Raw genomic sequence first — 12763 nt, forward strand, 5'->3', positions numbered from 1 at the left:
GCGACGAGTAAGGAGTCACCGATGGCTATCAGCATGACAGAAGCGGCTGCTCAACACGTGCGACGCTCCCTCAACGGGCGCGGCAAGGGTGATGGGATTCGTCTGGGTGTTCGCACCACGGGCTGTTCCGGCCTTGCCTATGTGCTGGAGTTTGTCGACGAGGTGGGCGCGGACGATCAGGTGTTCGAAAGTCACGGCGAGAAAGTGATCATCGACCCGAAAAGCCTGGCCTACCTGGACGGCACCGAGCTTGATTTCGTCAAGGAAGGGTTGAACGAAGGCTTCAAGTTCAACAACCCCAACGTACGCGGTGAGTGTGGCTGCGGCGAAAGCTTCAATATCTGAGGCTGCTCGTGGGTACTCCTTGTCATTTCGCTTTATTTGAGCTGCAACCGAGTTTCAATCTGGACCTCGATCAGCTGGCTACGCGCTACCGTGAGTTGGCGCGCGGCGTTCATCCGGACCGCYTTGCCGACGCTTCCGAGCGTGAGCAGCGGCTGGCGCTCGAGCAATCCGCGAGCCTCAACGAGGCCTACCAGACGCTCAAAAGCCCCCCCAAGCGCGCGCGATACTTGCTCGCATTGAGTGGTGGCGAGTTGCCGCTGGAGGTCACGGTGCATGATCCGGAGTTTCTTCTGCAGCAGATGGAGTTGCGTGAAGAGCTCGAGGATCTGCAGGACAGCGCCGACATGGCGGGTATTGCCACGTTCAAGCGCCGTCTCAAGGCAGCTCAGGATGAACTGAACCAAAGCTTCGCAGCTTGCTGGAATGATGCGGCGCAACGCGAACGGGCCGAACGCCTGATGCGGCGCATGCAGTTCCTCGACAAGCTCACCTACGAAGTGCGCCAGTTAGAAGAGCGCCTCGACGATTAACCCAGTGCCGCTCCGGTCGCACGCCTGATATACAGATAAGTCCTGATCACGATGGCCCTACTGCAGATCGCCGAACCCGGCCAAAGTCCTCAACCGCACCAGCGTCGTCTGGCTGTGGGGATCGACTTGGGCACTACCAATTCGCTGGTCGCTGCATTGCGCAGTGGTCTTTCCGAGCCTCTGGCCGATGCGCAAGGGCGGGTTATCCTGCCGTCTGCCGTGCGCTATCACGCCGATCGCGTCGAGGTCGGCGAATCGGCCAAACTGGCTGCCGCTACCGATCCTCTGAACACTGTGCTGTCGGTCAAGCGCTTGATGGGACGTGGTTTGTCCGACGTCAAGCAATTGGGCGATCAGCTGCCATACCGTTTTGTCGACGGCGAGTCGCACATGCCGTTCATCGACACGGTGCAAGGCCCGAAAAGCCCGGTCGAAGTCTCCGCCGATATCCTCAAGGTGCTGCGTCAGCGTGCCGAAGCGACCTTGGGTGGCGAACTGGTCGGCGCAGTGATCACCGTTCCGGCCTATTTCGATGATGCTCAGCGTCAAGCCACCAAGGATGCGGCCAAGCTGGCCGGCCTGAACGTGCTGCGCTTGCTCAATGAACCGACCGCTGCTGCGGTGGCTTACGGTCTGGATCAACAGGCTGAAGGCCTGGTTGCCATTTATGACCTGGGCGGTGGCACCTTCGATATTTCGATTCTGCGTCTGACCGGCGGTGTGTTTGAAGTGCTGGCTACCGGTGGCGACAGCGCGTTGGGTGGCGATGACTTCGATCACGCCATTGCTGGCTGGATCATCGAGAGTGCCGGTCTGTCGGCCGACCTCGATCCGGGCGAGCAGCGCAATCTGCTGCAAACCGCGTGTGCGGCCAAAGAAGCCCTGACTAGTGCCTCGTCCGTCGAAGTCGCATATGGCGACTGGAAGGCGGGGCTGACCCGTGAAGCGTTCAATGCGCTGATCGAGCCGATGGTTGCCCGCAGCCTGAAAGCCTGTCGTCGCGCGGTGCGTGATTCCGGCATTGAGCTGGAAGACGTTCATGCGGTGGTCATGGTCGGCGGCTCGACTCGCGTACCGCGCGTTCGCGAAGCCGTTGCGCAAGCCTTCGGTCGCGAACCGCTGACCGAAATCGACCCGGACCAAGTCGTGGCCATCGGTGCCGCGATCCAGGCCGATACCCTGGCTGGCAATAAGCGTGACGGCGGCGAACTGTTGTTGCTCGACGTGATTCCGTTGTCCCTGGGGCTGGAAACCATGGGCGGCCTGATGGAGAAGGTGATTCCGCGCAACACCACCATCCCTGTCGCCCGGGCCCAGGACTTCACCACTTATAAAGACGGCCAGTCGGCCATGGCGATCCACGTATTGCAGGGCGAGCGTGAGTTGATCAGCGACTGCCGCTCCCTGGCACGCTTCGAATTGCGCGGTATTCCAGCGATGGTTGCTGGTGCGGCGAAAATTCGCGTGACCTTCCAGGTCGATGCCGACGGTCTGCTCAGTGTCTCGGCCCGCGAATTGGGTTCGGGTGTCGAAGCCAGCATTCAGGTCAAACCGTCCTACGGCCTGACCGACGGCGAAATCGCCAAAATGCTCAAGGATTCGTTCCAGCACGCCAATGACGACAAGGTTGCCCGCGTATTGCGTGAACAGCAGGTCGATGCCCAGCGCCTGATCGAAGCAGTGCAGGGTGCTCTGGATGTCGACGGCGAACGCTTGCTCGACGCCGAAGAGCGCATGGTCATCGAATTGCAGATGCAGGAACTGACCGAATTGATGAAAGGCACCGATGGTTACGCCATTGAGCAGCAGACCAAACATCTGTCGCAAGTGACCGATGCCTTTGCTGCCCGCCGCCTGGACTCGACGGTGAAAGCCGCTCTGGCGGGGCGCAATCTGAATGAAATCGAGGAATAATTGATGCCGCAGGTCATTTTTCTGCCACACGAGAAGTTTTGCCCGGAAGGCATGGTTGTGGAGGCTGAGCCCGGCATATCCATTCTCGAGCTGGCCCATGAACACCATATCGAGATGGAAAGCGCCTGTGGCGGCGTCTGCGCGTGCACCACTTGTCACTGCATCATTCGTGAGGGTTTCGACTCGCTGGAAGAGGCTGATGAGCTGGAGGAAGACTATCTTGATAAGGCTTGGGGGCTGGAAGCCCAGTCGCGTCTGGCCTGTCAGGCAAAAGTCGGGACTGAAGACCTGACCGTCGAAATTCCGAAGTACTCGCTCAACCATGCCGCCGAAGCGCCGCACTGATTCAAGGAACTTTCATGAGCCTGAAATGGGTTGATGTGCTGGAAATCGCGATCCAGCTGGCTGAGTCAAAGCCGGATGTGGACCCGCGTTACGTGAACTTCGTCGATCTGCACCAGTGGGTGCTGGCATTGCCGGAGTTCAGTGATGATCCGACACGCGGTGGCGAGAAGGTGCTTGAAGCCATTCAGGCCGCCTGGATCGAAGAAGCAGACTGAGTCTGCACCGTACGCAGTTAGGCAATACCAAAGAACCCGCGTATAATTCGCGGGTTTAATTTTTCGCAAATTACCGTTTCTGGAGTTACACCATGGCTGTTCAACGTACTTTCTCCATCATCAAGCCTGACGCTGTTGCTAAAAATGTCATCGGCGAGATCACCACTCGTTTCGAAAAAGCAGGCCTGCGCGTTGTAGCTTCGAAACTGAAGCAACTGTCCAAAGCCGAAGCTGAAGGCTTCTACGCTGAGCACAGCGCTCGTGGTTTCTTCAACGACCTGGTTGCTTTCATGATTTCCGGTCCGGTTGTCGTTCAGGTTCTGGAAGGCGAAAACGCTATCGCTCTGAACCGTGAGCTGATGGGCGCTACCAACCCTAAAGAAGCTGCTCCTGGCACCATCCGCGCTGACTTCGCTGATTCCATCGACGCCAACGCTGTACACGGTTCGGACTCCGAAGCCGCTGCTGCTCGCGAAATCTCGTACTTCTTCGCAGCTACTGAAGTAACCACTCGCTAAGCATTGGCTTAAGAGTGAAGGTGAATCCATGACTACATCGACTGTAAAAACCAACCTGCTGGGTCTGACTCAACAGGAAATGGAAAAATTCTTCGACTCGATCGGGGAGAAGCGTTTCCGTGCCGGTCAGGTAATGAAATGGATTCACCACTTTGGCGTCGATGATTTCGACGCCATGACGAACGTCAGCAAGGCCTTGCGTGAAAAGCTCAAGGCTGTTGCTGAAATTCGTGGTCCGGAAGTGGTCAGCGAGGACATCTCCAGCGACGGTACCCGTAAGTGGGTGGTGCGCGTGGCGTCCGGCAGCTGCGTCGAGACCGTTTACATTCCCCAGGGCAAACGCGGCACCTTGTGCGTTTCGTCCCAGGCAGGCTGTGCCCTGGACTGCAGTTTCTGCTCCACCGGCAAGCAAGGTTTCAATAGCAACCTCACCGCCGCGGAAGTCATCGGCCAGGTGTGGATTGCCAACAAATCCTTTGGCAGCGTCCCGGCAACCGTCGACCGTGCCATCACCAACGTGGTGATGATGGGCATGGGTGAGCCGCTGCTGAACTTCGACAACGTCGTGGCCGCCATGCATCTGATGATGGATGACCTGGGCTATGGCATCTCCAAGCGCCGCGTAACCCTGTCGACTTCGGGTGTGGTGCCGATGATCGATGAGCTGTCCAAGCACATCGATGTTTCCCTGGCGTTGTCCCTGCACGCACCAAATGACGCATTGCGTAACCAATTGGTGCCGATCAACAAGAAGTATCCGCTTAAGATGCTGCTGGAATCGTGTCAGCGCTACATGTCGTCCCTKGGCGAAAAGCGCGTACTGACCATCGAGTACACCTTGCTCAAGGACATCAATGACAAGGTCGAACACGCGGTCGAAATGATCGAGTTGCTCAAGAATGTTCCGTGCAAGATCAACCTGATTCCGTTCAACCCGTTCCCGCACTCCGGTTACGAGCGTCCGAGCAACAATGCGATTCGCCGTTTCCAGGATCAGCTTCACCATGCAGGCTTCAACGTCACCGTGCGTACCACTCGCGGTGAAGACATCGATGCCGCGTGTGGCCAATTGGTAGGGCAGGTGCTGGATCGCACCCGTCGCAGCGAACGTTATATCGCCGTGCGTGAGTTGAGCGCCGACAACGATATGCCGCAAAACGCTGCGAACAATAATTAAGAGAGGATCTCTATGTCCCTGCGCTTCGCGCTGCTTGTGCTGTTGGCCAGCCTGTGTGCTGGTTGTGTCCTGTCGGGCGATTTCAACCCGATGAAGACCAGCAAGGGCCGTGATGAAGCGCGTGCCGCCTACGTGCAGCTGGGCCTGGGGTACTTGCAGCAGGGCATGACCGAGCGCGCCAAGGTCCCGCTGAAGAAAGCGTTGGAACTGGATGACTCGGATGCTGACGCCAACGCGGCCTTGGGGCTGGTGTTCCAGGCCGAGATGGAGCCGGAACTGGCCGATCAGCATTTTCGCAAGGCGCTGTCTTCCCGTCCCGCCGATGCGCGAATCCTGAACAACTACGGCAGTTTTCTGTTCGAAGAAAAACGTTACAAAGAGGCGTACGAGCGCTTTGAACAGGCGGCCGCCGATACTCTGTATCCTGAGCGTTCGCGGGTTTTCGAGAACCTCGGCATGACCGCTTCAAAGCTGGGCCAGCGTGACCTGGCTCGCCAGCAACTGGAAAAAGCCCTGCGTTTGAACCGCCAACAGCCACGTGCCTTGCTGGAAATGGCTGAGTTGTCATTCGAAGACAGGCATTATGTGCCCGCGCGTGACTATTACGATCGTTTTAGCCTGCTCACCGAGCAAAATGCACGTAGTCTATTGCTCGGCGTTCGGCTGGCAAAAGTGTTTGAAGATCGCGACAAGGCCGCCAGTTATGGCCTGCAATTAAAACGACTCTATCCCGGTACGCCGGAATATCAGCAATACCTGTCGGAGCAATGATGAAAGCGGCGCATCCCGAAGTTGTAGCAGCGAATCGCGTTAACCCCGGTGAGACTTTGCGCCAGGCCCGCGAAAGCAATGGCTGGTCGCTGGCCGAAGTGGCCCTCAAGCTCAACCTCACCGTCAATTCCCTGAGTAATCTGGAAGCCGGCGCTTTTGACAAGCTGCCTGGCCACACCTTTGCTCGTGGCTATATTCGCGCGTACGCCAAATTGCTGGGCATGGACCAGGCTGTTCTGGTTCAGCAGTTCGACCAATCCACCGGCACCGACTCCCAGGGCAGCAACGTCCACAGCCTGGGGCGTATCGAAGAGCCGGTTCGGGTTTCCCACACCATTTTGCGAATTGTCAGCCTGCTGTTGCTGATCGCGGTGATTGGTGGTGGTTTTGTCTGGTGGCAGGATCAAACCTCATCGCGCACCAAGGACCTGGTCAGCCTGGCTCCGGAACACGTTGAAGTCGAAGGCGCCGATGGCACCACCCAGATCCATCCGCTGGACGAGCCGGAAGACCAGGCGGTTGCGCAAGGTGAGTCTGAAGGTGAAACGCCTCTGGCGTTGCCGCAGGCGGAGGAGCCTGCCAACGCCGAAGCAAGCGCGCCGGCGCCAACACCCGCTCCAGCAGCCCCGGTAGCAACACCTGCGGCTCCGGCCCACAATACTGCTCCGGTTGTCGCGACACCGGCAGCGCCAGTTGTTGCCGCTGTACCGGCAGCGGTTGCGACGGCTCCGATTGCGCCGGCCGTTGCAGCTGCTGCTCCAGCAGCTCCAGCAGCTCCAGCAGCTCCGGTTGCGGGCCAGGGCCAGGTTCAACTGCAATTCAGCGCCGATTGCTGGACTCAAGTGACCGACGGCACGGGTAAAGTGTTGTTGAGTGGTCTCAAGCGTAAAGGCGAAAGTGTTTCCGTCAGCGGCAAGCCGCCCTTTGCCGTGCGTCTGGGCTTTGCCCGTGGCGCGCAGGTCAGCTACAACGGGCAGGTGGTTGATGTCGCTCCGTTCACCAGTGGCGAGACTGCTCGCCTGAAGTTAGGTCAATAAGTCATGCACGGCGAATCTCCAATCAAGCGTCGCGAATCCCGGAAAATCTGGGTCGGTAACGTGCCTGTTGGCGGCGATGCGCCCATCGCTGTGCAGAGCATGACCAACAGCGACACCAATGACGTGGCCGCCACCGTGGCCCAGATCAATCGTCTGGAAGCCGCCGGCGTCGATATCGTTCGGGTTTCGGTGCCGGACATGGACGCCGCCGAAGCCTTCGGCAAGATCAAGCAACTGGTCAAGGTGCCGTTGGTGGCTGACATCCACTTCGACTACAGGATCGCTCTGCGCGTAGCCGAACTGGGCGTCGATTGCCTGCGCATCAACCCAGGCAACATCGGTCGTGAAGACCGCGTACGTGCGGTGGTCGATGCCGCCCGTGATCGCGGGATTCCAATCCGTATCGGCGTGAACGCCGGTTCCCTGGAAAAAGACCTGCAAAAGAAATATGGTGAGCCGACTCCGGCCGCGCTGGTCGAGTCCGCCCTGCGTCACGTCGAACACCTCGAACGCCTCAATTTCCAGGACTTCAAGGTCAGCGTAAAAGCTTCCGACGTGTTCATGGCCGTTGAAGCCTACCGCTTGCTGGCCAAGGAAATCGTCCAGCCGTTGCACCTGGGCATCACCGAAGCCGGTGGTTTGCGTTCAGGCACAGTGAAATCCGCCGTGGGCCTCGGTATGCTGCTCGCCGAAGGGATTGGCGATACTATTCGCATCTCGTTGGCGGCCGACCCGGTCGAGGAAGTGAAAGTCGGCTACGACATTCTCAAATCCCTGCACCTGCGTTCCCGTGGCATCAACTTCATCGCCTGCCCGAGCTGCTCGCGGCAGAACTTCGATGTGGTCAAAACCATGAACGAGCTGGAAGGGCGTCTCGAAGACTTGCTGGTGCCGCTGGATGTCGCGGTAATCGGTTGCGTGGTCAACGGGCCGGGTGAAGCCAAGGAAGCCCATATTGGCTTGACCGGCGGCACACCAAACCTGATTTACATCGACGGCAAGCCGTCGCAGAAACTGACGAATGACAATCTGGTGGATGAGCTTGAACGCTTGATCCGCCAGAAAGCGGCCGAAAAGGTCGAAGCCGACGCGGCTGTAATCGCTCGCGGCTGAGCCTGACTGAAGAGCCGAACGAATTTAAGGATTTAAAGTGAGCAAGTCTCTGCAAGCCATTCGTGGCATGAACGACATCCTGCCCGAACAGACTCCCCTGTGGCGTCATTTCGAAGGCACCGTTTCGCGTTTGCTGGATAACTACGGTTACAAGCAGATCCGCATGCCGATCGTCGAGTTCACCGAGCTGTTCAAGCGCTCCATCGGTGAAGTGACCGACATCGTCGAAAAAGAGATGTACACCTTCGAAGACCGCAACGGCGATTCCCTGACCCTGCGCCCTGAAGGCACAGCGGCCTGCGTGCGTGCGGTGCTCGAACACGGCATTACCGGCGGCGGCCAGGTGCAGAAACTCTGGTACATCGGCCCGATGTTCCGCCACGAACGTCCGCAGAAAGGCCGTTATCGCCAGTTCCACCAGATTGGTTGTGAAGTCTTCAACCTCGACGGTCCGGACATCGACGCCGAGCTGATCGTGCTGACCTGGCGCCTGTGGGGCGAGCTGGGTATCCGCGATGCGGTCAAGCTCGAACTCAACAGCCTGGGCACTGCCGAATCCCGTGGTCGTTATCGCGAAGCACTGGTCGAGTACCTGACCGCTCGCCTGGATCAACTGGACGAAGACAGCCAGCGCCGTCTGAAGACCAACCCGCTGCGGGTCCTGGATACCAAGAACGCCGACACTCAAGCGGTGCTGGCCGACGCGCCGAAAATGGCCGACTACCTCGACGAAGAATCCCGCGTGCACTTCGAGGGCCTCAAGGCTCGCCTGGACGCCGCCGGCATTCCTTATGTGATCAACCCGAAGCTGGTTCGCGGGCTGGATTACTACAGCAAGACCGTATTCGAATGGGTCACCGACCAATTGGGCGCCCAAGGCACGGTATGTGCCGGTGGTCGTTACGACGGCCTGGTGGAGCAGATGGGCGGCAAGCCGACCCCGGGCGTAGGTTTCGCCATGGGCATCGAGCGTCTGGTGCTGCTGCTTGAAACCCTGGAGCAGATCCCCGAAGAGATCTCCCGTCAGGTCGACGTCTACCTCTGCGCCTTCGGTGAAGCTGCCGAGCTGGCCGGTCTGACCCTGAGCGAGCGTGTTCGTGATCAACTGCCCAACCTGCGCCTGCAAATCAATGCCGGGGGCGGCAGCTTCAAAAGCCAGTTCAAGAAAGCCGACAAGAGCGGTGCGCTGTACGCATTGATCCTCGGTGACGACGAAATGGCCCAGCAAGTGGTAGGTTTCAAACCCCTGCGTGGCCAGGGCGAACAACAAAGCATTGCCTGGGATGCGCTTGCTGCACACCTGGCCACCTGCGTCGTGCAGGGTTGAAGCTGTCAAACAGCCGATTTAGCGATTAAGGAGTATTGGGGTGTCGAGTACCGAAGACGAACATGTGGCGGAGTTGAAGGAGTGGTGGACACGCAACGGCAAGCCCCTGGTTACTGGCGGCCTGTTGGCGCTGGTCATCGTGTTCGGCTGGCAGGCCTTTCAGAAGTATCAGAGCAATCAGTCGCAAGGCGCCTCGATTCTCTACCAGCAGTTGCTGGAAACCACGCTGACGCCTGACGGCAAGCCTGATGCTGCACGTGTTTCGGATCTGGCGGGCAAGCTCAACAGCGAGTTCGGGGGCACTGCCTACGCGCAATACGGCAGCCTGTTCGTGGCGAAAGTCGCGGTCGACAGCGGCAAGCTGGACGACGCAGCCAGCGAGCTGAAAGCCATTGTCGACAAACCGGCCAACCCGGCACTGGGCGAAATCGCCCGTCAGCGCCTGGCGCAGGTGCTGGCCGCGCAGAACAAGGTCGATGAAGCCCTGAAACTGCTCGAAGGCGATGCCGACAAGGCGTTCCTGGCCACTCGCGAAGAACTCAAGGGCGACTTGCTGGTGCAACTGGGTCGTACCGACGAAGCGAACGCTGCGTATCAAAAAGCCAAGGCGGCACTGTCGGATGAAGCGGCGGTCGGTGGCCTACAAATCAAGCTGGACGACCTGGCCAAAGGGGATGCGTGACGTGATCCGTTGGAAACATGCAGCATTGCTGGCTCTGGCCATTCTGGCCGCGGGTTGCAGCAGCAACAGCAAAAAAGAGTTGCCACCGGCCGAGCTGACCGACTTCAAGGAAGAAGTGGTTCTGCACAAGCAGTGGAGTCGTTCGATCGGTAACGGTCAGGGCGAAACCTACAACATGCTGGTTCCGGCGATCGATGGCGATACCATCTATGCCGCCGACGTCACCGGTGTGGTGATGGCGATGGATCGCAGCAATGGCGACGTCAAGTGGAAGAAAGATCTCAAACTGCCTGTCTCCGGCGCCGTTGGCGTGGGTTACGGTCTGGTCATGATCGGCACGCTCAAGGGTGAAATCGTTGCCCTGGATGCCAGCAGCGGTGAAGAGAAATGGCGCGCTCGCGTGACCAGCGAAGTTCTCGCACCACCGGCCACCAACGGTGACGTTGTTGTGGTTCAGACCCAGGATGACCGTCTGATCGGTCTGGATGCCTCTACCGGCAACCAGCGCTGGTTGTATGACAGCACGCCAGCGGTCCTGACCCTGCGCGGCACCAGCGCACCGATCGTCACCAACCGCCTCGCGGTGGCTGGCCTGTCGACCGGTAAAGTGGTTGCTCTTGATGTGTCCAACGGCGTGCCGGTTTGGGAACAGCGTGTAGCGATTCCACAAGGTCGTTCGGAGCTGGAGCGTGTGGTCGATATCGACGGTGGCTTGCTGCTGTCCGGCGGTACACTGTATGTCGCCAGCTACCAGGGTCGCGTCGCGGCACTGGACCTGGAAAGCGGTCGTCAGCTCTGGCAGCGTGATGCTTCCAGCTATGCCGGCGTCGCCCAGGGTTTTGGCAGCGTCTATGTGAGCCTGTCTTCGGGCACTGTTGAAGGCGTCGACGAGCGTTCCACCACTGCATTGTGGAGCAACGATTCGCTGGCCCGCCGTCAACTGTCGGCTCCGGAAGTGTTCTCCAGCTACGTTGCAGTCGGTGACCTGGAAGGTTACCTGCACCTGCTGAGTCAGGTGGACGGTCGTTTCGTCGGCCGCGAGCGCATCGACAGCGACGGCCTGCGTGCCCGTCCGCTGGTGGTGGGTGACACGATTTATGTGTATGGCAACAGCGGCAAACTGGAAGCCCTGACCATCAAGTAAAGACTATGCTTGGGGTTTAACCCCCAAGCGGCCTTGTTCTGCAAGGCTCGCAGCGCTTTCAAGCGCTGCCCCGAGCACCAGCCGCTGCCTCGCAGCGGCTTTTGTATTTTCTGAAATAACGAAGTGGAGAGCCGCATGGTTCCCGTAATCGCCCTGGTGGGCCGACCGAACGTCGGCAAGTCCACCTTGTTCAACCGCCTGACCAGGACTCGCGACGCCATCGTCGGCGACTTGTCCGGTCTGACCCGTGATCGCCAATACGGTGAGGCCAAGTGGCAAGGGCGTTCCTACATTCTGGTCGACACTGGCGGTATCTCCGGTGACGAGCACGGTATGGACGAAAAAATGGCCGAGCAGTCGCTGCTGGCCATTGAAGAAGCGGATGTCGTTCTGTTCCTGGTAGATGCCAAGGCCGGTTTTACCGCCGCCGACCAGATGATCGCCGAGCACTTGCGCAAGCGTAACAAGCGTTCCTACGTGGTCGCCAACAAGGTCGACAACATCGACCCTGAAATGGCCCGCGCCGAATTCGCCCCGTTGGGCATGGGCCACGCGATCCCGATCGCCGGTGCCCATGGTCGTGGCATCACCCAGATGCTGGAAATCGCCCTGAGCGACTTCCCGAAAGACGAAGAAGAACCGCAAGAAGGCGAAGAGGAAGAGATCGTTGCCGAAGGTGAGGAAGCCAAGCGCATTCCTGGCCCAAGCGAAAAAGACGGTATCAAGATCGCCATCATCGGTCGTCCGAACGTCGGCAAGTCGACCCTGGTCAACCGCATGCTCGGTGAAGACCGGGTGATCGTGTATGACCAGCCCGGTACTACCCGTGACAGTATCTACATCCCGTTTGAGCGTAACGACGAGAAGTACACGCTGATCGACACCGCTGGTGTGCGCAAGCGCGGCAAGATTCACGAAGAAGTCGAAAAGTTCTCCGTGGTCAAAACCCTGCAGGCGATCAAAGACGCCAACGTGGTGATCTTCGTGATGGACGCCCGCGAAGGCGTGGTGGACCACGACCTCAACCTGCTGGGTTTTGCCCTTGAAGCCGGTCGTGCGTTGGTGATCGCGATCAACAAGTGGGACGGCATGACGCCGAGCGAGCGCGACTTCGTGAAGGTCGAACTGCAACGTCGACTGTTCTTCGTCGACTTCGCCGACATCCACTTCATCTCGGCCCTGCACGGCACTGGCGTAGGTAATCTCTACGCGTCGGTACAGAACTCGTTCAAGTCCGCGGTCACCCGCTGGCCGACCAACCGCCTGACCCAGATTCTGGAAGATGCGGTCGGCGAGCACGCGCCTCCGATGGTCAACAACCGCCGGATCAAGCTGCGTTATGCCCACTTGGGTGGTGCGAACCCGCCGATCATCGTGATCCACGGTAACCAGATCGAGAAGGTGCCGAAGTCTTACGTCCGTTACCTGGAAAACACTTACCGTCGTGTGCTCAAGCTGGTCGGTACGCCGATCCGCATCGAGTTCAAGGGCGGCGAGAACCCGTACGAAGGCAACAAGAACTCGCTCACCGACCGTCAGGTCAACAAGAAGCGTCGTTTGATGTCGCACCATAAGAAGGCTGACAAGAAGCGCCGCGACAAGCGCTGATTCAAGGCCTCACTCTTTTTGTGAGGGCTTGTTGTGG

14 protein-coding genes are annotated in these 12763 nt (G+C 59.0%); all 14 read left to right on the top strand.

Features of this window, described 5'->3' with window-relative positions; translation table 11 throughout:
• Window positions 1-21 precede the first annotated feature (21 nt).
• The 14 genes from iscA to der all read left to right on the top strand — a co-directional run bounded on the left by iscA (window position 22) and on the right by der (window position 12726).
• A complete protein-coding gene (iscA, locus tag AC1DIS_RS16305; protein WP_007941391.1) occupies window positions 22-345 on the top strand; it encodes an iron-sulfur cluster assembly protein IscA in 324 nt (107 codons plus the stop codon).
• Between the two features lie 8 nt (window positions 346-353).
• A complete protein-coding gene (gene hscB, locus AC1DIS_RS16310; protein WP_477780972.1) occupies window positions 354-875 on the top strand; it encodes a co-chaperone HscB in 522 nt (173 codons plus the stop codon).
• 51 nt (window positions 876-926) lie between these two features.
• Window positions 927-2789 (top strand): Fe-S protein assembly chaperone HscA, encoded by a 1863-nt coding sequence (hscA, locus tag AC1DIS_RS16315; protein ID WP_477743268.1) that lies wholly within the window; start codon window positions 927-929, stop codon window positions 2787-2789.
• A 3-nt stretch (window positions 2790-2792) separates the two neighbouring features.
• The gene (fdx, locus tag AC1DIS_RS16320; RefSeq protein WP_018927066.1) at window positions 2793-3134 is read left to right on the top strand and encodes an ISC system 2Fe-2S type ferredoxin; all 342 of its coding nucleotides are present in this window, start codon (window positions 2793-2795) and stop codon (window positions 3132-3134) included.
• A gap of 14 nt (window positions 3135-3148) precedes the next feature.
• Complete coding sequence (iscX, locus tag AC1DIS_RS16325) at window positions 3149-3349, top strand: Fe-S cluster assembly protein IscX (protein ID WP_007941386.1); 201 nt, start codon at window positions 3149-3151, stop codon at window positions 3347-3349.
• Between the two features lie 92 nt (window positions 3350-3441).
• Entirely contained in the window at window positions 3442-3867 is a 426-nt protein-coding gene (ndk, locus tag AC1DIS_RS16330) for a nucleoside-diphosphate kinase (RefSeq protein ID WP_018927065.1), read from the top strand.
• A 28-nt stretch (window positions 3868-3895) separates the two neighbouring features.
• Entirely contained in the window at window positions 3896-5044 is a 1149-nt protein-coding gene (gene rlmN, locus AC1DIS_RS16335) for a dual-specificity RNA methyltransferase RlmN (RefSeq protein WP_007941385.1), read from the top strand.
• A gap of 12 nt (window positions 5045-5056) precedes the next feature.
• Entirely contained in the window at window positions 5057-5815 is a 759-nt protein-coding gene (gene pilW / locus AC1DIS_RS16340) for a type IV pilus biogenesis/stability protein PilW (protein ID WP_018927064.1), read from the top strand.
• Window positions 5815-6852 carry a RodZ domain-containing protein gene (locus tag AC1DIS_RS16345; RefSeq protein ID WP_477743269.1) on the top strand — a complete coding sequence of 346 codons (1038 nt, stop codon included), beginning with the start codon at window positions 5815-5817 and terminating at the stop codon, window positions 6850-6852. The genes pilW and AC1DIS_RS16345 overlap by 1 nt, the downstream gene beginning before the upstream one ends.
• Before the next feature lie 3 nt (window positions 6853-6855).
• Window positions 6856-7965: a flavodoxin-dependent (E)-4-hydroxy-3-methylbut-2-enyl-diphosphate synthase gene (gene ispG, locus AC1DIS_RS16350; RefSeq protein WP_003185136.1), complete on the top strand. Its 1110-nt coding sequence runs from the start codon at window positions 6856-6858 to the stop codon at window positions 7963-7965.
• A 37-nt stretch (window positions 7966-8002) separates the two neighbouring features.
• Complete coding sequence (gene hisS, locus AC1DIS_RS16355) at window positions 8003-9292, top strand: histidine--tRNA ligase (protein WP_018927062.1); 1290 nt, start codon at window positions 8003-8005, stop codon at window positions 9290-9292.
• Between the two features lie 40 nt (window positions 9293-9332).
• Window positions 9333-9974 (top strand): tetratricopeptide repeat protein, encoded by a 642-nt coding sequence (locus tag AC1DIS_RS16360; protein ID WP_018927061.1) that lies wholly within the window; start codon window positions 9333-9335, stop codon window positions 9972-9974.
• Window positions 9967-11118 carry an outer membrane protein assembly factor BamB gene (gene bamB, locus AC1DIS_RS16365; RefSeq protein WP_064620135.1) on the top strand — a complete coding sequence of 384 codons (1152 nt, stop codon included), beginning with the start codon at window positions 9967-9969 and terminating at the stop codon, window positions 11116-11118. The genes AC1DIS_RS16360 and bamB overlap by 8 nt, the downstream gene beginning before the upstream one ends.
• 135 nt (window positions 11119-11253) lie before the next feature.
• Entirely contained in the window at window positions 11254-12726 is a 1473-nt protein-coding gene (gene der, locus AC1DIS_RS16370; protein ID WP_018927059.1) for a ribosome biogenesis GTPase Der, read from the top strand.
• Window positions 12727-12763 lie beyond the last annotated feature (37 nt).

Source organism: Pseudomonas sp. 05N433 (genome assembly GCF_056396925.1).